A 19,054-nucleotide genomic window follows, 5' to 3' on the forward strand; every position below is an offset into this window, starting at 1 on the left:
GATGACTGCGTTCAAAACCCTCGACGATATCGGTGACGTCACCGGCAAGCGCGTGCTCGTGCGCGTCGACCTCAACGTCCCGATGATCGATGGCGCGGTCAGCGACGCAACGCGGATTCAGGCGGCGATGCCGACGATCCGCGAACTGTCGGAAAAGGGTGCGATCGTCCTGCTGCTTGCCCATTTCGGGCGGCCGAAGGGCGCGAAGAACCCGACCCAGTCGCTCAGCCTCGTCATGGGCGGCGTCGAGGATGTGCTGGGCCATTCGGTCATGTTCATTCCCGAAGCCGTCGGCGACGGCGCCAAGGCCGGCATCGCGGTGCTCGCCGCAGGCGATGTCGCGGTGCTGGAGAACACGCGCTTTTATCCCGGCGAAGAAGCGAACGATCCGGCGTTTGCCGACGCTTTGGCTGAAATCGGCGACCTTTATGTCAACGACGCCTTTTCAGCCGCGCACCGCGCGCACGGTTCGACCGAAGGCATCGCGCGCCGCCTGCCGGCCTATGCCGGGCGCGCGATGGAGGCCGAACTCAAGGCGCTGGATGCCGCGCTCGGCAATCCCGCGCATCCGGTCGCAGCGGTGGTTGGCGGCGCGAAGGTGTCGAGCAAGATCGACGTGCTGCGCAACCTCGTCGGCAAGGTCGATCATCTGATCATCGGTGGAGGCATGGCGAACACCTTCCTCGCTGCGCGCGGGGTCGATGTCGGCAAGTCGCTGTGTGAACATGACCTCGTCGATACCGCCAATGCGATCTTCGACGCCGCCGATGCCGCGGGCTGCACGATCCATCTGCCTTATGACGTCGTCGTGGCAAAGCAGTTCGCTCCCAACCCGCCGACGCGCACCGTCAACGTGCACGAAGTCGCCGCCGACGAAATGATCCTCGACGTCGGTCCCGCCGCCGTCGAAGCGCTGGCCGATGTGCTCAAGAATTGCCGCACGCTCGTATGGAACGGGCCGCTGGGCGCGTTCGAGACGCCGCCGTTCGACACGGCGACGGTCGCGCTCGCCAAGACGGCTGCGGCGCTGACGCGCAGCGGGACGCTCATTTCGGTCGCGGGTGGGGGCGATACCGTCGCGGCGCTCAATCACGCCGGTGCAGCGAGCGATTTCACCTTCGTTTCAACCGCGGGCGGTGCGTTTCTCGAGTGGATGGAAGGCAAGCCGTTGCCGGGCGTCGACGCGCTGACGGCCTAGGCTTTCCCGCCGCATTGCATCCCGGCAACGGGGTCGCTATGCGGACCGCCACATACGTATGCAAACAACCGGAGATCCTATGACCAGCGCCAATGCCGCCATGCTCGACCAGATCAAATCGGGACAGGGCTTCATCGCCGCGCTCGACCAGAGCGGTGGTTCGACGCCCAAGGCATTGAAGGGTTACGGGATCGAAGCCGACGCCTTTTCGAACGATGAGGAAATGTTCGGCCTGATCCACGACATGCGCAGCCGCATCGTGACCGCGCCGTGCTTCAACGGCGAGAAAGTGATCGGCGCGATCCTGTTCGAGCGCACGATGGATGGCGAAGCGGGCGGTAAGCCGGTTCCGGCGCTCCTTTGGGAGCGCAGCGTGGTACCGTTCCTGAAAGTCGACAAGGGGCTCGAAGACGAAGCCGATGGCGTCCAGTTGATGAAGGCCAACCCCGGCCTCGACGAGTTGTGCGAACGTGCGGTGTCTAAGGGCGTGTTCGGCACCAAGATGCGCAGCGTCGTCAACCTCGCCAATCCGGTCGGGATCAAGGCGATCGTCGAGCAGCAGTTCGCCGAAGCCGCGCGCATCGCGGCGCACGGCCTCGTCCCGATCATCGAACCCGAAGTGAACATCAAGAGCGCCGAGCGCGACGCCGCGGACCGGCTGCTGCTCAAGGAAACGCTCGCGGCGCTCGACGCGTGGACCGGTGCTCCCGTCATGCTCAAGCTGTCGCTCCCGACCGAAGCCGGCCTGTTCCAGCCGCTGGTCGATCATCCCAAGGTGCTGCGCGTCGTCGCGCTGTCGGGCGGCTTCGCGCGGCCCGAAGCCTGCGTCGAGCTTGCAAAAAATCCGGGCATCATTGCGAGCTTCAGCCGCGCTTTGCTCGAAGACCTGCGCCATCAGATGAGCGATGACGAGTTCAACGCGTCGCTCGGCGGCGCGATCAAGGAAATTCACGCGGCCTCCGTGGCCTGAAGTGATGGGAGAGCGGTGGCAAGCCGTCGACGACTATATCGCCGGCAAATTGCTTGGCGACGATGACGCGCTTGCCACCACCCTCGCTTACAATGCCCAAGAGGGCTTGCCGCCGATCGATGTGTCCGCGGCGCAGGGCAAGGTGCTCTTCCTGCTCGCTCAGATGGCGGGCGCGCAGCGAATCCTCGAGGTCGGCACGCTCGGCGGCTACTCGACGATATGGCTTGCGCGGGCACTGCCTGAAGGCGGATCGCTGGTGACGCTTGAACTCGAAGCGCATCATGCGCGCATTGCGCAAGCGAATCTGGAAACCGCGGGATTGGCTGGCAAGGTCGATATCCGCGTTGGTCCTGCGGTCGACAGCCTGAGGGCGATGACCGATGAGGCACCGTTCGATTTCGTTTTCATCGACGCCGATAAACAGAGCAACGTCCGCTACGTCGAAGAAGCCATCCGTCTCGGTCGCCCGGGCACGACGATCATCGTCGACAATGTCGTGCGCGAGGGCGGGGTGCTGGATGCGGACAGCGACGACGAACGCATCGTCGGCACGCGCGCGCTGTTCGATATGCTGAGCGCCAATCCCCGCCTGGACGCGACCGCCATCCAGACGGTCGGCGCCAAGGGCTGGGACGGCTTCGTACTGGCGCGCGTGCTTTAAAGCCCGCCTGCGAAGCGGAACGAGAAGCGATAGTCCGACGGCTTGATCGTCACATTGGTCATCTTTTCGGGCCGCACCGATTCGAGCGTGAACTGCCCGTCGGCAAGCTGAACCGGCTCGCCCAGCGTCGCTTCGAACGGCTGTTTCTCGCCATTGCCGCGAATCCAGACCATCTTTACCCGCACGCGGCCCGCCCAGACGCAGCGCGCGTTCATCGGACAGCGGCTATCCTCGATCACCTCGACCGGCTGGACGAGCGGGCCGTCGACATAGGCTTTCTGGCCGAGTGCGACGTCGCTGCCATCGGGCAGCGGCGCGCCGCGCGTCGTGGCGCAGGCGGAAAGGGCGAGGGCAGCGGGGAGGGCGACGATCGCGAGGCGGTATATGTTCTGCATTTGCCCGTCTGTGACGGCGCCGCTATGAACGCGCCATGAAAGCACCGACCTGCCAACTTTACCTCATTTCACCGCTCGATGTCGGCGGCGATTTTCCGGGCCAACTTGCTGAAGCATTGGCCGCCGGCCCCGTTGCTGCGTTCCAGTTTCGCGTCAAGAATATCGACCAGCATGAAGCGGCGCGGCTCGCCGAACCGCTGCAGGCGATCTGCGCTGACCACGATGTCGCGTTCATCGTCAACGACGATGTCGCGCTCGCGAAACGCTTGGGCGCCGACGGCGTGCATCTGGGGCAGGGCGACGGCGATCCCAAGGAGGCGCGCAAGCTATTGGGACCGGAAGCGCAGATTGGCGTGACCTGTCATGCGAGCCGCCATCTGGCGATGGAAGCGGGCGAGGCGGGCGCCGATTATATCGCATTCGGCGCCTTCTTCCCGACGACCACCAAGACGGTCGAACATCATGCAGATCCCGAAATCCTCGAATGGTGGCAGGGCATGTTCGAGCTGCCATGTGTCGCGATCGGCGGGATCACCGTCGGCAATGCTTCGGCGCTGATCGATGCGGGGGCGGATTTTCTCGCGGTGTCGGGTGGCGTCTGGTCGCACCCCGAAGGACCGGCAGCGGCCGTTCGCGCGTTCGGCGCCCTTCTGGACGATCAACCCGCGGGGTAATCGCGCCCGGGCGTTTTCGGGGCATCTTTAGGACTGCGCGGCGCCGCCGCATCCTTGCGCCAGCCAAAAAGGCCGGCGCAAGGCGCCCCGCGCGGTGTTGCTGCGGTGCCGCGAGGGGGCGGCGGGGTCAGATCGATATTCATCATGGCCCCGTGTCGCATCGATGCAGCGCCGCATATTGGATCGATGCGTCAAAAGGCGATCGGGCCGTCGCTTTTGGCGTTTCCGTCCAACGAAATCGGGTTCATGGATTATTGCTTGCGCCGCACATGGCGCCCCCGCAAGACAGCGGATGGGGAGAATGTTGATGACCGAAACGACCACGCCGACTTCGCGCGGACGCGAACTCACCATCCGCGCGATCCTGCTCGGTGGCTTGCTGACGTTGGCGTTCACGGCCGCGAACGTCTATCTCGGGCTGAAGGTCGGGCTGACCTTTGCGACCTCGATCCCCGCCGCGGTGATTTCGATGGCGCTGCTGCGCTATATGGCGGGATCGACGATCCTCGAGAATAATATCGTCCAGACGATCGCGAGCGCCGCGGGCACGTTGGCCGCGATCATCTTTGTGCTGCCGGGGCTCGTCATGGTCGGTTATTGGCAAGGCTTTCCGCTGCTGGAGACCACCGCGATCACGATGCTTGGCGGCATATTGGGTGTGCTCTTTTCGGTGCCGCTTCGCCGCGCGCTCGTCGTCGATTCGGATCTGCCCTATCCCGAAGGCCGCGCTGCCGCCGAAGTGCTGCAGGTCGGCGCCGCGAGCGCCGAGGGTGCCGAGGAAAATCGCGCCGGATTGTCGGCGTTGATGTGGAACAGCATCGTCGCGGCGGGCTTCACATTGCTCACCCAGATGAAGCTGGCGGGAGCAGAGGTCGCGCGCTGGTTCGCGGTCGGCAGCGGCGCGACGGGCATTGCCGGGGGCCTCGCCTTTGCGCTGTTCGGGGTCGGGCATCTTGTCGGCCTGTCGGTCGGAATGGCGCAGCTTGTCGGGCTTGTTACCGGCTGGTGGGTGCTGTTGCCGATCCTGACGCAGGGCGGCGCGGGCGACGCCGAGACGCTTGCCAACACGGTGTTCCGCGCCGACGTGCGCTTCTTTGGCGCGGGTGTGATTGCCGTTGCGGCGCTTTGGACGCTGATCAAGATCGCCAGGCCGGTGGTGGGAGGCATCCGCTCGGCGATGGCCGCGAGCCGTGCACGCGAAGGCGGGGCGGCGCTCGCGATCGAAGAACAGGATATGTCGATCAAATGGGTTTTCGGCGGATCGCTGGCGCTCATGCTGCCGATCGGCATCCTGCTCTGGTCCGAGCTTTCAGGCGGTCCGCTTGCGGGTGCGTCGATGGTCCTGATTGCGGGGGCGATCCTGTTCATCGTCGTCGTCGGCCTGATGATCGCATCGGTCACCGGCTATATGGCTGGCCTGATCGGTGCGTCGAACTCGCCGGTGTCGGGCATCGGCATTCTCGCGATCATCGCTTCGTCGCTGTTGCTCCTCGGCCTGCTTGGCCGGGGCGGCGGCGAGGAAGAAGTCGCGGCGATGGTTGCCTATGCGCTGATCGTCACCGGCCTGGTGTTCGGTATCGCCACGATCTCGAATGACAATCTTCAGGACTTGAAGACCGGCCAGCTTGTCGGTGCGACGCCGTGGAAGCAGCAGGTCGCCTTGATCATCGGCGTCATTTTCGGCTCTTTGATCGTTCCGCCCGTGCTGAACGTCCTCAATGAAACACTCGGCTTCGTCGGTGCGCCGGGGGCGGGGCCGAACGCCCTCGCGGCGCCGCAGGCGGGGCTGATCTCGTCGCTGGCGCAGGGTGTCCTCGGCGGCGACCTCAACTGGGCGATGCTCGGTTACGGCGCGCTCGCTGGGGTCGGTTTCATCATTATCGACGCGCTGCTCGGCCGCGCGGGCAAACTCCGGCTGCCGCCGCTCGCGATCGGCATCGGCATCTATCTGCCGATGGCGGTGATCCTGCCGGTGGTGATCGGCGCCGTCGGCGGTTGGTTCTATGACCGCTGGGCGGCCAAGCGCCCCAATGCGAGCTTCGCGCATCGCATGGGCGTGCTCACCGCGACGGGCATGATCGTCGGCGAAAGCCTGTTTGGCGTGCTCTACGCCGGCATTGTCGCGGGCAGCGGCAGCGACGCGCCGCTTGCGGTCGTCGGCGACGGCTATGCGCCCTATGCGCCGTGGGTCGGGTTGATCCTGTTCGTCGGCCTCGTGTGGCTCAGTTACAAGCGCACGCGCACGATGGTCGTCGCCACGCCCTGACACGCGGCTTGCCCTTCGGCGCTGGCGCGGCTAAAGGCGCGCACCTGACTGCTGTGCCCGGGTGGGCGCCGCTTTGCTCTTTCCATCCTTGAACTGTGAGTGTGCGCGATGAAAATCACCGGCGTTGAAATCCGTCCCGGCAATATTATCGAATATGAAGGTGGCATCTGGAAGGTCACCAAAATCCAGCACACCCAGCCGGGCAAGGGCGGCGCCTATATGCAGGTCGAGGCCAAGAACCTGATCGACGGGCGCAAGCTCAACAACCGCTTCCGCAGCGCCGACACGGTCGAAAAGGTTCGCCTCGACACCAAGGATTTCCAGTTCCTCTATGCCGAGGGCGACGACCTGGTGTTCATGGACAAGGACACGTTCGAACAGATCAACATCAGCAAGGATGTCGTCGGCGAAGCGCATGAATTCCTGCAGGACGGAATGGACGTCGTACTCGAGCTTTGGGAAGAACGCCCGATCTCGGTCGAACTGCCCGAAACGATCGAAGCGACGATCGTCGAGGCCGACGCGGTGGTGAAGGGGCAGACGGCGTCGTCGTCGTACAAGCCTGCCATTCTCGACAATGGCGTTCGCGTGATGGTGCCGCCGCACATCACCAGCGGAACCAAGATCGTCGTGCATGTGTACGACCGCGAATATGTTCGCCGCGCCGACTAACTGAAATCACCGCCCGCAATTCGGGCGGGTGGAGATTTGATATGGCCGTATCTGGCATCATTACCGTCATGGAACGCGCCGCGCGCAAGGCTGGCACGAAACTGCGCCGTGACTTCGGCGAAATCGAGCATCTGCAGGTCTCGCAAAAGGGGCCGGCGGATTTCGTGTCGAAGGCCGATCAGGCTGCCGAGCGCACGCTCTATGACGAACTTGGCCGCGACCGTCCGGGCTGGGGCTTCAAGATGGAAGAAGCTGGCGAGATCGAAGGCGAATATGGCAAGCCGCGCTTTATCATCGACCCGCTCGACGGAACTTCCAATTTCCTGCACGCGATTCCGCATTTCGCGATCTCGATCGCGGTGCAGGAGCCGAAGCCTGGCGGCGGCTGGGGCGACGTCACCGCAGCGCTCGTCTATCAGCCGATTACCGATGAAAGCTATTGGGCCGAACGCGGCCGTGGCGCCTGGCTGCACGACCGCCGCCTTCGCGTCGCATCGCGCCGTCACCTCAACGAGTGCCTGATCTCGACCGGCATTCCGTACATGGGCCATGGCAATATGGCGCAGTGGAGCCGCATTTTCGGTGCGGTCGCCCCCGAAGTCGCCGGTATCCGCCGCTTCGGCGCCGCCAGCCTCGACCTCGCATGGGTCGCGGCGGGCCGCTATGACGGTTTCTGGGAAAGCGACCTGCAAGTCTGGGACGTCGCGGCGGGCATGTTGCTCGTGCGCGAGGCGGGCGGCTTCGTCAGCGATTTCCGCGGCGGCGATCGTGCGATCGAACGTAGCGAGTTTATCGCGGGCAGTGCCGCGGTGCACTCGAAGCTTCAGAAACTGGTTGCGGGGGCGCTCCGCAACGCCTGACCTATTCGTAGATGAACTCGGCGAAGACGGTCATCAACTCGTCCCATAGCTCGATATTGTAGAGGAAGAGCGCTTTCGACATTCCGCCGGCGGCAAGGTTGAAATCCATCCGCAGGCCGGCCTCTCCGCCGCTTTCGATCACGGCGCGAGAGAAACGGCGGTCGAGGTTGAACTGGTTGAGCGTTGTGACGGTCGCCTTGCTGCCCGTGTAGAGCGAGTGGAACTGTAACGAGTTGCATTTCGCGCCGTCGGTGCAGCCATAAAAATAGATGGTGAATTTGGCGCCTTCGTCGAACTGGGTCTGCAGGACCGGATTGCCGTCGCCGTCCTTTTCCTGCTGACCGGCATGCCGCGGCCTTTGAGCGCTGCGGTGACGGATGCAGGATCGGCCGATATGGTCTGGGCTGTGGCAGGCGTGGCGGAAACGGCATCGGCCGCACCGCGCGCGCACCGTTCAGGGGAGGGCTTCGGCCCTATTTTTCGAAAACATACTCGCGAAAGCTGTCCATCAGCGACGCCCAGGTGTTGAAGGTCTCGCCGACATTTTCGCGCGGGATTCCGCCGAAATCGAGATCGACGTCCATTTCGAGCACCGGATCGCCCTCGTCATCCTTGTACGCGCGGGCAAAGCGCTTGTCCTTGTTCCACTTGTTGAGCCTGTCGAGCGAGACGTCCTTGGCGTCGCTGAACCCCATATAATATTGCAAGGTCTTGCACTTCTTGCCCTCGTCGCAATTCATGAAGAGGACGAGGAATTTGAGCCCGTTGCGATTGCTTTCGAGATACGGATCGTCGCCGGCCTTGCTGACCAGCGTCGCGGGCCAGCCCTGTGATTCGAGGATGGCCTTGATCGTCGCCGGATTCGTCGCGTTGACCAGTTCGGCGTGCGCCGGAGTTGCCGCAAAAAGCGCGGCGGCGCCCAAAGTCGTGACGGCGCGAACGGTGATTGGTCCCATGGATGCTCCCTTTACCCAAGTTGCGCTGGAAAAGCGCGGCAGTGCGACCCTTTTCCGGTTGCGTATCACAGCGATAGGTCCGCTCGCCAGCGTGCAATATGCTTTTGGTCACACAGGAGACGAAAATCCTGCCCGCAGCGCTTGCGACATGCGGCTTCGTGGCCTAAAGCGCCCCCGATAAACGGGTGCAAAGACACCCCAAAACAACAGAACTGCGAGCTCCCATGGTCGATCTGACGCAATATTTGCCGATTCTGATCTTTCTGGTCGTCGCCGTCGGCCTGTCTTCCGCCTTCGTGTTCCTTCCGATGGGCGTCGCGCGGCTGACAGGGGCGCACAAGCCCGATCCGGCGAAGCTGACCGAATATGAATGCGGTTTCCCCGCTTTTGAAGACGCGCGCAGCCAGTTCGACGTGCGTTTCTACCTCGTCGCCATCCTTTTCATCATCTTCGACCTCGAAGCGGCCTTCCTCTTCCCCTGGGCGGTAAGCCTTGAGGAAATCGGCTGGGCCGGCTGGGCCACGATGATGATCTTCCTCGCCGAACTCACGCTCGGCCTTGTGTACGCGTGGAAAAAAGGCGCGTTGGATTGGGAATGAGCACTTCCAGCATCATCATGCCCGGCCAGATGCCGGTCGCAAGTCCTGTCGCTCCGGGCACGAACCCGGATCAGGGTTTCTTCGACGACCTCAACAGCGAAGTCGGCGACAAGGGCTTTCTCGTCACCTCGACCGAGGATCTGTTCAACTGGGCGCGCACCGGCTCGCTGTGGTGGATGACCTTCGGCCTCGCTTGCTGCGCGGTCGAGATGATCCACGTCAACATGCCGCGCTATGACATGGAGCGTTTCGGCGCGGCGCCGCGCGCCAGCCCACGCCAGTCCGACGTGATGATCGTCGCGGGCACGCTGTGCAACAAGATGGCGCCCGCACTGCGCCGGGTTTACGATCAGATGTCGAACCCGAAGTACGTCATCTCGATGGGCAGCTGCGCCAATGGCGGCGGCTATTATCATTACAGCTATTCGGTGGTGCGCGGCTGCGACCGCATCGTGCCCGTCGACATCTATGTCCCCGGTTGCCCGCCGACAGCGGAAGCTTTGCTCTATGGCGTGATGCAGTTGCAGCGGAAGATCCGCCGCGTCGGGACGATCGAACGCTGATGGCTCATCCTGCTCCCCTCATCGCGCCGCGCGAAACGCTGGCGGCCGAACTTAAGGCGCTGCTCGGCGCCGACCTGCTGGCGCATGTCTTCACCGTCGACGAAGACAGCATCACCGTGTCGCGCGATGCGATCGCCGGCGTGATGGTCGCGCTGCGCGACAATCTCGAATATCAGCAGATGATGGAGATCGCGGGCGTCGATTATCCTGACCGCGCCGAACGCTTCGAAGTCGTCTATCACCTGCTCAGCGTCACGCGGAATCACCGCCTGCGCGTTCGCGTGTCGACCGATGAGGCCACGCCGGTGCCGACGATCGTTCCTGTCTGGCCGAACGCCGGCTGGCTCGAACGCGAAGTGTTCGACATGTATGGCGTGCTGTTTTCGGGAAATACCGACCTTCGCCGCATCCTGACCGACTATGGTTTTCAGGGGCATCCGCAGCGCAAGGACTTCCCGCTGACCGGCTATACCGAGCTTCGGTACAGCGAAGAGGACAAGCGCGTCGTGTACGAGCCGGTGAAGCTCGCGCAGGATTTCCGCAATTTCGACTTCCTGTCCCCATGGGAAGGCGCAGACTATGTGCTGCCCGGCGATGAAAAGGCCGGCGGGACGGGCGAGGCCCCCGGCAAGGGCGCGCCGACGCCGCTGACCGCGGCCGAGGTCAAGAAGGCCGACGAAGCGAAAGCTCCGCCGCCGCCGACGCCGAAGACCACCGAAAAACCCGAGCAGACCGGAGCAGGGGCAAAGGCCAACCTCAAGGCCGCGAAGACGAGCCGCGATGGCGCCAGTGCCAAGCCGGCCACCAAGGCTGCGAAAACGCCCGCGACGGCCAAGGCCGAAAAGGCGCCCGCCAAGCCGCGCGCGCCGCGCAAGCCCAAGACGGGAGGTGACGCATGACCGACTCCCCTTATGTGAAGCATCACGGCAGCGACATGTTCGAAGGCTATCCGGTCGATACCGCCGATACCGCGGGCGATCAGGCCGTTACCAATTACACGATCAACTTCGGTCCGCAGCACCCCGCGGCGCACGGCGTGCTGCGCATGGTGATGGAGCTCGACGGCGAAATCATCGAGCGTGTCGACCCGCACGTCGGGCTGCTGCACCGCGGCACCGAAAAGCTGATCGAATATAAGACCTATCTGCAGGCTTTGCCCTATTTCGACCGGCTCGACTATTGTTCGCCGCTCGGCATGGAGCACTCTTACGTGCTGGCGATCGAGAAGCTGCTCGACCTCGAAGTGCCCGAACGCGCGCAATATTTGCGCATGCTGTTCGCGGAACTGACGCGCATCTGCAATCATATGCTCAACATCGGGTCGCACGTCATGGACGTCGGCGCGATGACCCCGAACCTCTGGGTGTTCGAGCTGCGTGAGGATTGCCTGAACTTCTTCGAACGTGCGTCGGGCGCGCGGATGCACTCGGCATATTTCCGTCCGGGCGGTGTTCATCAGGATGTGCCCGAACGCTTACTCTACGACATCGGCGAATGGTGTGAAAAGCGCCTGCCGAAGCTGTTCGGCGACGCGATGAGCCTCGTCATCGACAACCGCATCTTCAAGCAGCGCAACGTCGACATCGCGACGGTGAGCAAGGAAGATGCGCTGGCGTGGGGCTTCTCGGGCCCGATGATCCGCGGCAGCGGCATCGCATGGGATCTGCGCAAGTCGCAGCCCTATGACGCCTATGCCAAGATGGAATTCGACATTCCCGTCGGCACGCGCGGCGACTGCTACGACCGCTTCATGGTTCGCGTGCAGGAAGTCTATCAGTCGGCGCGCATCATCCTGCAGTGCCTGCGCGACATGCCCACCGGCCCGATCGCCAGCCTCGACCGCAAGGTCGTGCCGCCCAAGCGCGGCGAGATGAAGCAGTCGATGGAATCGCTGATCCACCACTTCAAACTCTACACCGAGGGTTTCCACGTCCCCGCGGGCGAGGTCTATGTGGCGACCGAGAGCCCCAAGGGCGAATTCGGCGTCTATCTGGTCAGCGACGGCACCAACAAGCCGTACCGCTGCAAGATCCGCCCGACGGCGTTTTCACACCTTCAGGCGATGGACATGATGTCGAAGGGCCACATGCTCGCCGACACCACCGCGATCATCGGCGCGATCGACGTCGTGTTCGGGGAGTGCGACCGGTGACGAAGCTGGAAATCGCCGAAAAGATGATCGCGCATTACAATGCGCAGGACGCCGACGCCTATGTCGCGCTGATGACCGACGATGCGGCGGAAGCCGGCTATCGCGGTGCAGTCGTGCGCGACGGCAAGGAAGGCGTTCGATCGGGCTTGAAGGCGATGTTCGCCGAATTTCCGCAGAACCGGGCCGAAATCCTCTCGGGCTATACGCTCGGTGATTTTGCCGTCCTGCACGAGAAGGTCGCCCGTTCGCCGGAGGCCGAGCCGTTCGAGGTTATGACCATCTATAGTTTTGAAGGCGACAAGGTGTCGCGTGTGGAGTTTGTCCGCTAATGGCCGACGCACCCCAAATCCCCGATGAAGCCGAAACCCGCGCGCGCTGGGGCGCTTTTGCGTGGACGGCTGAAAATGCTGAGAAGGCCAAGGCGGTCATCGCGCGCTATCCTGCGGGGCGCCAGCGCTCGGCGGTAATGCCGCTGCTCGACCTCGCGCAGCGCCAGGTCGGCGCCGAGACGCAGACGCAGGGCTGGCTTCCGGTGCCGGTGATCGAATATGTCGCCGCGCAGCTCGATATGCCGTTCATCCGCGCCTATGAGGTCGCGACCTTCTATACGATGTACAATCTCGTTCCGGTCGGTCGCTATCATGTGCAGGTGTGCGGCACGACGCCGTGCCTGCTGCGCGGGTCTGACGATGTGATGGCCGCGTGCAAGAACCGCGGCATGGTGAAGGGCAAGACGACGCCCGACGGCCTGTTCACGCTGACCGAAGTCGAGTGCATGGGCACCTGCACCAACGCGCCGATGGTTCAGATCAACGACGATAATTACGAAGACCTCGACTATGACAGCACCGTCCGCATCCTTGATGCCCTCGCTGCGGGCGAACAGCCGAAGGCAGGGACGCAGCTTGCGAACCGCCACACGAGCGAGCCCGACGGCGGTCCGACGACGCTGAAGGACATGGTCAAGGCCAACCACGACTATCGGAAGGAATGGTAAGCCATGCTGGCCGATAAGGATCGCATTTTCACCAATCTCTACGGCTTCCAGCCGTGGAACCTCAAATCCGCGCAGGCGCGGGGCGATTGGGACAATACCAAGGCGCTGATGGCTGCAGGGCAGGACGCGATCATCGAAACGGTGAAGGCATCGGGCCTGCGCGGCCGTGGCGGTGCGGGCTTCCCGACCGGGCTCAAGTGGAGCTTCATGCCGAAGGAGCCGCGCGCCGATCGCCCGAGCTTCCTCGTTATCAACGCCGACGAATCCGAGCCGGGGTCGTGCAAGGACCGCGAGATCATCCGCCACGATCCGCACAAGCTGATCGAAGGCGCACTGATCGCGGGTTTCGCGATGCGCGCGCGCGCCGCGTACATCTACATCCGCGGCGAGTTCATCCGCGAGGCCGAGACGCTCTTCGCAGCCGTGCAAGAGGCGTATGATGCCGGCCTGCTCGGCAAGAATGCGGCGAAGTCGGGCTATGATTTCGACGTCTTCGTCCACCGCGGCGCCGGCGCTTACATCTGCGGCGAAGAAACCGCGATGATCGAAAGCCTCGAGGGCAAGAAGGGACAGCCGCGCCTCAAGCCGCCTTTCCCGGCGGGCGCGGGTCTCTATGGCTGCCCGACGACGGTGAACAATGTCGAGAGCATCGCGGTGGTCCCGACGATCCTGCGTCGCGGCGCGCCGTGGTTCGCCTCCTTCGGGCGCGAGAATAACAAGGGCACCAAGCTCTTCCAGATATCGGGCCATGTCGATCGCCCGTGCGTCGTCGAGGAAGAGATGGGCATCACCTTCCGCGAACTGATCGACAAGCATTGCGGCGGCATTCGCGGCGGCTGGGACAATCTGCTCGCGGTGATCCCCGGCGGGTCGTCGGTTCCGCTTGTTCCCGCGGCCGAGATCATGGACGCGCCGATGGACTTCGACGGGCTGAAGGCCGTCGGATCGGGGCTCGGCACCGCCGCCGCGATCGTAATGGACAAGTCGACCGACGTCGTCCAGGCGATCAGCCGGATCAGCTATTTCTACAAGCATGAAAGCTGCGGCCAATGCACCCCGTGCCGCGAAGGCACCGGCTGGATGTGGCGCGTGATGGAGCGGCTGCGCACCGGCGACGCCGACATCAGCGAGATCGATACGCTGTTCGACGTCACCAAGCAGGTCGAAGGCCACACCATCTGCGCATTGGGCGATGCCGCCGCGTGGCCGATCCAGGGCCTGATCAAACATTTCCGACCCGAAATCGAACGCCGCATCCGCGAAAATGGCGGCGCGCTGGAGGCTGCGGAGTGAGCGAGGCCGAAATCAAAAGCCTTATACTGATCGCCTTCGTGGCGATGCTGGCGCTCGGCGTGCGGGCCCTGTGGGGCAAGCGGTCGCCGCAGCCTTCTGCGAAGAATGGCTGGCGCAAAACTGACGAATCAAAGTCCGGCCGCTGGTTCGATGACCAGGGTGCCGGCGGCGACCCGATGACGGGCGGAGCAGACTGATGCCTAAAGTAACCGTAGATGGCGTAGAACTCGACGTCCCGCAGGGCGCGACCGTTTTGCAGGCGTGCGAGATGGCGGGGAAGGAAATTCCGCGCTTCTGCTACCACGAACGCCTGTCGATCGCCGGCAATTGCCGCATGTGCCTCGTCGAAGTGTCGCCCGGCCCGCCGAAGCCGCAGGCGTCGTGCGCACTGCCGACCGCCGAAGGGCAGGTGATCAAGACCGACAGCCCGATGGTGAAGAAGGCGCGCGAAGGCGTGATGGAGTTCCTGCTCATCAACCACCCGCTCGACTGCCCGATCTGCGATCAGGGCGGCGAATGCGACCTGCAGGACCAGTCGGTCGCTTATGGCCGCGGCGCGACGCGCTATGACGAAAACAAGCGCGCCGTCACCGAGAAATATATGGGCCCCATCGTCAAGACGGTGATGACCCGCTGCATCCAGTGCACGCGCTGCGTCCGCTTTGCGGAAGAAGTCGCGGGCGTGGAAGATGTCGGCGCGATCTATCGCGGCGAAAATATGCAGATCACGTCGTATCTCGAACGCGCGGTCGGCAGCGAGCTGTCGGGCAATATCGTCGACCTGTGCCCGGTCGGCGCGCTGACCAGCAAGCCCTATGCGTTCGAAGCGCGTCCGTGGGAGCTCACCAAGACGCTCGGCATCGACATGATGGACGCGGTCGGCACCAATGTGCGCATCGACGCGCGCGGCCGTCAGGTCCTGCGCGTGCTGCCGCGCGTCAACGATGACGTGAACGAGGAATGGGCGAACGACAAGACGCGCCACCATGTCGACGGCTTGACCCGTCGCCGCCTCGACCAGCCCTATGTCCGCGTGAACGGCGCGCTGCAGCCCGCAAGCTGGGCCGAAGCCTTTGCCGCGATCAAGGCGGTGAACGCCGGTTCGTCGGTTGCCGCGATCGCGGGGGATCTTGCCGACTGCGAGACGATGTTCGCGGCGAAGTCGCTGGTGACCGCGCTCGGCGGCAGCCTGCTCGAAGGGCGTCAGACCGGGCTCGACTATGACGTCACCAGCCTGTCGGCGGTCAATTTCAACACAGGCATTGCCCAGGCCGAGAACGCCGACGTGATTCTGCTCGTCGGCACGAACCTTCGCTGGGAAGCGCCGCTGATCAACACGCGCATCCGCAAGGCGGTGTGGAAGAAGGGCGCGAAGGTTTTCGCCATCGGCCCCGAAACCGACCTCACCTACAAGACCGAATGGCTCGGCGACGACGCCTCGCTCGTTTCGAAGCTGCCCGCGCATGTGCTCGACGCGCTCAAGGGCGCCGAGCGGCCGATGCTGGTCTTCGGCGGCGGCGCCTTGTCGGTGCCCGGCGTCCACGGCGCAGGCCTCGCGCTCGCCAAGTCGGTGAACGCGGTCAAGGACGGCTGGAACGGCTATAATGTCGTCCATTTCTCGGCCGCGCGCATGGGTTCGCTGATGCTCGGTTACGGCCTGCCCGGCGGGATCAAGGATGTGATCGCGGCGAAGCCGAAGCTCGCTTTCTTCCTCGGCGCCGACGAGGTCGATTTCGCGGCGCTGCCCGACACATTCAAAGTCTATGTCGGCCACCATGGCGACAAGGGCGCGCATGCCGCGGACGTCATCCTGCCGGCCGCCGCATGGACCGAAAAGGACTTCACGACGGTCAACACCGAGGGCCGCGTCCAGCGCAGCGAAAAGGCGGTGTTCGCACCAGGTGACGCGCGCGAGGACTGGAGCATTTTTCGCGCCCTTGCCGATACGCTCGGCGTTTCGCTCGGCTTCGACAGCTTTGCGCAGTGCCGCGCGGCGATGATCGCCGCGGTGCCGGCGCTGGGCGTCGAAGGTCTCGCCGACTATGGCTGGACGGTGCCGAAGCTGCCCGCGAAGCCCGAAGCACGCGCAATCCCGTCGCCGATCAAGGATTTCTACCTCACCAACGCCATCTGCCGCGCGTCGCCGACGATGCAGCGCTGCTCGGAAGAGCTGATCCATGGCGCAGACTTTGCGGAGGCCGCGGAATGACCCCGGTGCATGCGATTGCCAGCGTGTTGCTGGTCGGGATGGGCTATTCGGTGTGGCGCGGGTTCAATCCGCGCAAGTCGGAAAAGCCCGGGCCGCATAATGGTTGGAAAAACCAGGACGGGGCCAAGAAATGACCGAGACCTTCATCTCGTGGGGCATGGACCCGAATTGGGCATGGGGCGTCGCGACGATTTGCGGCATCCTGCTCATCGCGCTGCCGCTGATGCTCGCGGTCGCGATGATCATTTATGCCGACCGCAAGATCTGGGCGGCGATCGCGCTGCGCCGCGGTCCGAACGTCGTCGGTCCCTTTGGCCTGCTGCAGTCGTTCGCCGACGGTTTGAAAGTCTTCCTGCAGGAAACGATCATCCCGACCTCGGCGAACCGCGGGCTGTTCCTGATCGCGCCGATCATCACCTTCACGGTCGCGTTGCTCGCGTGGGCGGTGATCCCGTTCAATTCGGGCGCGGTGCTCGCCGACATCAACGTCGGACTGCTCTACATTCTCGCGATCTCGTCGCTCGGCGTCTATGGCGTGATCCTGTCGGGCTGGGCGTCGAACTCGAAATATCCCTTCTTCTCGGCGATGCGCGCATCGGCGCAGATGATCAGCTATGAAGTCTCGATCGGTTTCATCCTGATCGGCGTCGTGCTCTTCGCCGACAGCTTCAACATGAACGAGATCGTCAAGGCGCAGCAGGGTCACGGGCTTGGCTTCGTCAACGCCTTCGGCTTCAACCTGCTGCTCTTCCCGCTCGCGGTGATGTTCCTGATCTCGTCGCTCGCCGAAACCGCGCGCGCGCCGTTCGATTTGACCGAAGCGGAATCGGAACTCGTCGCGGGTTACCAGACCGAATATTCGTCGATGAGCTTCGCGCTCTTCTGGCTTGGCGAATATGCCAACGTCCTGTTGATGTGCACGCTCAACGCGGTGCTCTTCTGGGGCGGCTGGCTGCCGCCCTTCGATATCCCGATCCTCTATGCGGTTCCGGGTATCATCTGGCTGTTCGCGAAGATCTTGCTGTTCTTCTTCATCTTCAGCTGGGTCAAGGCGACGGTCCCGCGCTACCGCTATGACCAGCTGATGCGGCTGGGCTGGAAGGTCTTCCTGCCGATTTCGCTTCTCTGGATCTTCCTGATCTCCGGCTATCTGATGCTGACGAGGTATTCATGAGTACCATTGCCCACCTCATCAAAAGCTTCACGCTGTGGGAGTTTGTGAAGGCGCACGCCCTTACGCTGAAATATTTCTTCAAGCCGAAGGCGACGATCAACTATCCGTTCGAGAAGAACCCGCTGAGCCCGCGTTTCCGCGGCGAGCATGCGCTGCGCCGTTATCCGAACGGCGAGGAACGCTGTATCGCGTGTAAGCTGTGCGAAGCGGTGTGTCCGGCGCAGGCGATCACGATCGAGGCCGAGCCGCGCGACGACGGCTCGCGTCGCACGACGCGCTATGACATCGACATGACCAAGTGCATCTATTGCGGCTTTTGTCAGGAAGCCTGCCCGGTCGATGCCGTGGTCGAGGGGCCGAACTTCGAATTCGCGACCGAAACGCGCGAGGAACTGCTCTATGACAAGGCCAAGCTGCTCGCCAATGGCGACAAATGGGAACGCGCGATCGCGGCAAATCTTGCCGCTGACGCGCCCTATCGATAAGGGCGCGCGCACATGATCCAGCTCTTTGCCTTTTACCTGTTCGCGACCATCGTCATCGCCTCCGCGGCCATGGTGATTTTCGCGCGCAATCCCGTCCACAGCGTCATGTGGCTGATCCTCGCCTTCTTCAACGCGGCTGGCCTGATGCTGCTCGCGGGCGCCGAGTTCATCGCGATGCTGCTTGTCATCGTCTATGTCGGCGCCGTCGCGGTGCTGTTCCTGTTCGTCGTGATGATGCTCGACATCGATTTCGCCGAACTGCGCGCGGGTTTCGTGCGGTACCTGCCGCTCGGCGCGCTCGTCGCGATCATCCTGGCCGCTGAACTCGTGTTCGCGGTCGGCGCATGGAGCGCGGGCGGGGTCGACCTCGCCGCACGCGCCGCTCCGGTCGTCAGCGACAAGAGCAATATCCAGCAGATCGGCGAGTTGCTCTACACGCGCTATATCTTCCTGTTCGAGGCGGCGGGCATCGTCCTCCTCGTCGCGATGATCGGCGCGATCGTGCTGACGCATCGCCAGCGCGGCGGGGTCCGCACGCAGAATATTTCGGCACAGAACCGGCGCCGTCCCGAGGACGCGACGCGTCTCGTCGATCCGGGCGTCGGGCAGGGGATGGAATTGTGATTTCGGTCGGCCATTATCTCGCCGTTTCGGCGGTGCTGTTCACGCTCGGCGTGCTCGGCATCTTCATCAACCGCAAGAATATCATCGTCATCCTGATGGCGATCGAGCTGATCCTGCTCGCGGTGAACATCAACCTCGTCGCGTTCAGCGCGGCGCTGGGCGATCTCGTCGGGCAGGTGTTCTCGATGTTCGTGCTGACCGTTGCGGCGGGTGAAGCCGCCATCGGTCTTGCCATTCTCGTTATTTACTTCCGCGGCCGCGGCACCATTGCCGTCGACGATGCCAACCGGATGAAGGGGTAAACCG

General features: G+C 63.6%; 24 protein-coding genes. 21 read left to right on the top strand and 3 right to left on the bottom strand.

The genetic code is table 11. From position 1 onward, the window contains the following. The first annotated feature begins 1 nt into the window (after window position 1). The 3 genes from pgk to BLW56_RS12730 all read left to right on the top strand — a co-directional run bounded on the left by pgk (window position 2) and on the right by BLW56_RS12730 (window position 2,829). Complete coding sequence (gene pgk / locus BLW56_RS12720) at window positions 2-1,198, top strand: phosphoglycerate kinase (protein WP_093511073.1); 1,197 nt, start codon at window positions 2-4, stop codon at window positions 1,196-1,198. 100 nt (window positions 1,199-1,298) lie between these two features. Further along, entirely contained in the window at window positions 1,299-2,168 is an 870-nt protein-coding gene (locus tag BLW56_RS12725; RefSeq protein WP_177175982.1) for a fructose bisphosphate aldolase, read from the top strand. A gap of 4 nt (window positions 2,169-2,172) precedes the next feature. After that, entirely contained in the window at window positions 2,173-2,829 is a 657-nt protein-coding gene (locus BLW56_RS12730) for an O-methyltransferase (RefSeq protein ID WP_093511075.1), read from the top strand. On the opposite strand, the gene BLW56_RS12735 is transcribed toward BLW56_RS12730, so the two are convergent. Then, a complete protein-coding gene (locus tag BLW56_RS12735) occupies window positions 2,826-3,224 on the bottom strand; it encodes a hypothetical protein (protein WP_256203451.1) in 399 nt (132 codons plus the stop codon). The genes BLW56_RS12730 and BLW56_RS12735 overlap by 4 nt on opposite strands. A gap of 35 nt (window positions 3,225-3,259) precedes the next feature. Here BLW56_RS12735 and thiE point away from each other — a divergent pair, with 35 nt between their 5' ends. The 4 genes from thiE to BLW56_RS12755 all read left to right on the top strand — a co-directional run bounded on the left by thiE (window position 3,260) and on the right by BLW56_RS12755 (window position 7,696). Next, complete coding sequence (thiE, locus tag BLW56_RS12740; RefSeq protein WP_093511076.1) at window positions 3,260-3,898, top strand: thiamine phosphate synthase; 639 nt, start codon at window positions 3,260-3,262, stop codon at window positions 3,896-3,898. 307 nt (window positions 3,899-4,205) lie between these two features. Continuing rightward, the gene (locus tag BLW56_RS12745) at window positions 4,206-6,164 is read left to right on the top strand and encodes an OPT family oligopeptide transporter (RefSeq protein WP_093511584.1); all 1,959 of its coding nucleotides are present in this window, start codon (window positions 4,206-4,208) and stop codon (window positions 6,162-6,164) included. Between the two features lie 108 nt (window positions 6,165-6,272). After that, the gene (gene efp / locus BLW56_RS12750; protein ID WP_058815473.1) at window positions 6,273-6,836 is read left to right on the top strand and encodes an elongation factor P; all 564 of its coding nucleotides are present in this window, start codon (window positions 6,273-6,275) and stop codon (window positions 6,834-6,836) included. Window positions 6,837-6,877: 41 nt separating this feature from the next. Further along, a complete protein-coding gene (locus tag BLW56_RS12755; protein ID WP_093511077.1) occupies window positions 6,878-7,696 on the top strand; it encodes an inositol monophosphatase family protein in 819 nt (272 codons plus the stop codon). Between the two features lies 1 nt (window position 7,697). On the opposite strand, the gene BLW56_RS12760 is transcribed toward BLW56_RS12755, so the two are convergent. Continuing rightward, on the bottom strand, window positions 7,698-8,147 hold the full coding sequence (locus BLW56_RS12760; RefSeq protein WP_093511078.1) for a YbjN domain-containing protein: 450 nt from the start codon (window positions 8,145-8,147) through the stop codon (window positions 7,698-7,700). A gap of 22 nt (window positions 8,148-8,169) precedes the next feature. Further along, a complete protein-coding gene (locus tag BLW56_RS12765; RefSeq protein ID WP_093511079.1) occupies window positions 8,170-8,652 on the bottom strand; it encodes a YbjN domain-containing protein in 483 nt (160 codons plus the stop codon). Between the two features lie 224 nt (window positions 8,653-8,876). Between BLW56_RS12765 and BLW56_RS12770 the strand changes: the two genes are divergently transcribed. The 14 genes from BLW56_RS12770 to nuoK are packed head-to-tail and all read left to right on the top strand — an operon-like array spanning window position 8,877 to window position 19,050. Next, complete coding sequence (locus BLW56_RS12770; RefSeq protein ID WP_037510808.1) at window positions 8,877-9,251, top strand: NADH-quinone oxidoreductase subunit A; 375 nt, start codon at window positions 8,877-8,879, stop codon at window positions 9,249-9,251. 17 nt (window positions 9,252-9,268) lie between these two features. After that, window positions 9,269-9,814, top strand: a complete 546-nt coding sequence (locus BLW56_RS12775) for a NuoB/complex I 20 kDa subunit family protein (RefSeq protein WP_371262247.1) — start codon at window positions 9,269-9,271, stop codon at window positions 9,812-9,814. Continuing rightward, on the top strand, window positions 9,814-10,713 hold the full coding sequence (locus tag BLW56_RS12780; RefSeq protein WP_093511080.1) for an NADH-quinone oxidoreductase subunit C: 900 nt from the start codon (window positions 9,814-9,816) through the stop codon (window positions 10,711-10,713). Before BLW56_RS12775 ends, BLW56_RS12780 begins: the two co-directional genes overlap by 1 nt. 35 nt (window positions 10,714-10,748) lie before the next feature. After that, window positions 10,749-11,966 carry an NADH-quinone oxidoreductase subunit D gene (locus BLW56_RS12785; protein WP_177175983.1) on the top strand — a complete coding sequence of 406 codons (1,218 nt, stop codon included), beginning with the start codon at window positions 10,749-10,751 and terminating at the stop codon, window positions 11,964-11,966. A 23-nt stretch (window positions 11,967-11,989) separates the two neighbouring features. Beyond that, the gene (locus BLW56_RS12790) at window positions 11,990-12,295 is read left to right on the top strand and encodes a nuclear transport factor 2 family protein (protein WP_093511586.1); all 306 of its coding nucleotides are present in this window, start codon (window positions 11,990-11,992) and stop codon (window positions 12,293-12,295) included. Beyond that, window positions 12,295-12,963 carry a complex I 24 kDa subunit family protein gene (locus BLW56_RS12795; RefSeq protein ID WP_093511082.1) on the top strand — a complete coding sequence of 223 codons (669 nt, stop codon included), beginning with the start codon at window positions 12,295-12,297 and terminating at the stop codon, window positions 12,961-12,963. Before BLW56_RS12790 ends, BLW56_RS12795 begins: the two co-directional genes overlap by 1 nt. A gap of 3 nt (window positions 12,964-12,966) precedes the next feature. After that, on the top strand, window positions 12,967-14,256 hold the full coding sequence (nuoF, locus tag BLW56_RS12800) for an NADH-quinone oxidoreductase subunit NuoF (protein WP_093511083.1): 1,290 nt from the start codon (window positions 12,967-12,969) through the stop codon (window positions 14,254-14,256). Further along, window positions 14,253-14,453, top strand: coding sequence for a hypothetical protein (locus BLW56_RS12805; RefSeq protein ID WP_093511084.1), 201 nt, complete (start codon window positions 14,253-14,255; stop codon window positions 14,451-14,453). Before nuoF ends, BLW56_RS12805 begins: the two co-directional genes overlap by 4 nt. Beyond that, complete coding sequence (gene nuoG / locus BLW56_RS12810; RefSeq protein ID WP_093511085.1) at window positions 14,453-16,465, top strand: NADH-quinone oxidoreductase subunit NuoG; 2,013 nt, start codon at window positions 14,453-14,455, stop codon at window positions 16,463-16,465. Before BLW56_RS12805 ends, nuoG begins: the two co-directional genes overlap by 1 nt. Beyond that, window positions 16,462-16,599 (top strand): hypothetical protein, encoded by a 138-nt coding sequence (locus BLW56_RS20645; protein ID WP_177175964.1) that lies wholly within the window; start codon window positions 16,462-16,464, stop codon window positions 16,597-16,599. Before nuoG ends, BLW56_RS20645 begins: the two co-directional genes overlap by 4 nt. After that, window positions 16,596-17,639, top strand: a complete 1,044-nt coding sequence (gene nuoH, locus BLW56_RS12815) for an NADH-quinone oxidoreductase subunit NuoH (protein WP_093511086.1) — start codon at window positions 16,596-16,598, stop codon at window positions 17,637-17,639. Before BLW56_RS20645 ends, nuoH begins: the two co-directional genes overlap by 4 nt. After that, window positions 17,636-18,124, top strand: a complete 489-nt coding sequence (gene nuoI, locus BLW56_RS12820) for an NADH-quinone oxidoreductase subunit NuoI (RefSeq protein WP_093511087.1) — start codon at window positions 17,636-17,638, stop codon at window positions 18,122-18,124. Before nuoH ends, nuoI begins: the two co-directional genes overlap by 4 nt. Window positions 18,125-18,136: 12 nt before the next feature. Beyond that, window positions 18,137-18,748 (top strand): NADH-quinone oxidoreductase subunit J, encoded by a 612-nt coding sequence (locus BLW56_RS12825; protein WP_093511088.1) that lies wholly within the window; start codon window positions 18,137-18,139, stop codon window positions 18,746-18,748. Then, on the top strand, window positions 18,745-19,050 hold the full coding sequence (gene nuoK, locus BLW56_RS12830; protein ID WP_003051614.1) for an NADH-quinone oxidoreductase subunit NuoK: 306 nt from the start codon (window positions 18,745-18,747) through the stop codon (window positions 19,048-19,050). The genes BLW56_RS12825 and nuoK overlap by 4 nt, the downstream gene beginning before the upstream one ends. Window positions 19,051-19,054: the final 4 nt, after the last annotated feature.

The organism is Sphingopyxis sp. YR583 (assembly GCF_900108295.1).
Taxonomy (GTDB): Bacteria; Pseudomonadota; Alphaproteobacteria; order Sphingomonadales; family Sphingomonadaceae; genus Sphingopyxis.

Bases quoted from the DNA above. Each gene is read 5' to 3' on its own strand.
- pgk (WP_093511073.1), top strand. From the start codon at position 2: ATGACTGCGTTCAAAACCCTCGACGATATCGGTGACGTCACCGGCAAG.
- BLW56_RS12725 (WP_177175982.1), top strand. From the start codon at position 1,299: ATGCTCGACCAGATCAAATCGGGACAGGGCTTCATCGCCGCGCTCGAC.
- BLW56_RS12730 (WP_093511075.1), top strand. From the start codon at position 2,173: ATGGGAGAGCGGTGGCAAGCCGTCGACGACTATATCGCCGGCAAATTG.
- BLW56_RS12735 (WP_256203451.1), bottom strand. From the start codon at position 3,224: ATGCAGAACATATACCGCCTCGCGATCGTCGCCCTCCCCGCTGCCCTC.
- thiE (WP_093511076.1), top strand. From the start codon at position 3,260: ATGAAAGCACCGACCTGCCAACTTTACCTCATTTCACCGCTCGATGTC.
- BLW56_RS12745 (WP_093511584.1), top strand. From the start codon at position 4,206: ATGACCGAAACGACCACGCCGACTTCGCGCGGACGCGAACTCACCATC.
- efp (WP_058815473.1), top strand. From the start codon at position 6,273: ATGAAAATCACCGGCGTTGAAATCCGTCCCGGCAATATTATCGAATAT.
- BLW56_RS12755 (WP_093511077.1), top strand. From the start codon at position 6,878: ATGGCCGTATCTGGCATCATTACCGTCATGGAACGCGCCGCGCGCAAG.
- BLW56_RS12765 (WP_093511079.1), bottom strand. From the start codon at position 8,652: ATGGGACCAATCACCGTTCGCGCCGTCACGACTTTGGGCGCCGCCGCG.
- BLW56_RS12770 (WP_037510808.1), top strand. From the start codon at position 8,877: ATGGTCGATCTGACGCAATATTTGCCGATTCTGATCTTTCTGGTCGTC.
- BLW56_RS12775 (WP_371262247.1), top strand. From the start codon at position 9,269: ATGCCCGGCCAGATGCCGGTCGCAAGTCCTGTCGCTCCGGGCACGAAC.
- BLW56_RS12780 (WP_093511080.1), top strand. From the start codon at position 9,814: ATGGCTCATCCTGCTCCCCTCATCGCGCCGCGCGAAACGCTGGCGGCC.
- BLW56_RS12785 (WP_177175983.1), top strand. From the start codon at position 10,749: ATGTTCGAAGGCTATCCGGTCGATACCGCCGATACCGCGGGCGATCAG.
- BLW56_RS12790 (WP_093511586.1), top strand. From the start codon at position 11,990: ATGATCGCGCATTACAATGCGCAGGACGCCGACGCCTATGTCGCGCTG.
- BLW56_RS12795 (WP_093511082.1), top strand. From the start codon at position 12,295: ATGGCCGACGCACCCCAAATCCCCGATGAAGCCGAAACCCGCGCGCGC.
- nuoF (WP_093511083.1), top strand. From the start codon at position 12,967: ATGCTGGCCGATAAGGATCGCATTTTCACCAATCTCTACGGCTTCCAG.
- nuoG (WP_093511085.1), top strand. From the start codon at position 14,453: ATGCCTAAAGTAACCGTAGATGGCGTAGAACTCGACGTCCCGCAGGGC.
- BLW56_RS20645 (WP_177175964.1), top strand. From the start codon at position 16,462: ATGACCCCGGTGCATGCGATTGCCAGCGTGTTGCTGGTCGGGATGGGC.
- nuoH (WP_093511086.1), top strand. From the start codon at position 16,596: ATGACCGAGACCTTCATCTCGTGGGGCATGGACCCGAATTGGGCATGG.
- nuoI (WP_093511087.1), top strand. From the start codon at position 17,636: ATGAGTACCATTGCCCACCTCATCAAAAGCTTCACGCTGTGGGAGTTT.
- BLW56_RS12825 (WP_093511088.1), top strand. From the start codon at position 18,137: ATGATCCAGCTCTTTGCCTTTTACCTGTTCGCGACCATCGTCATCGCC.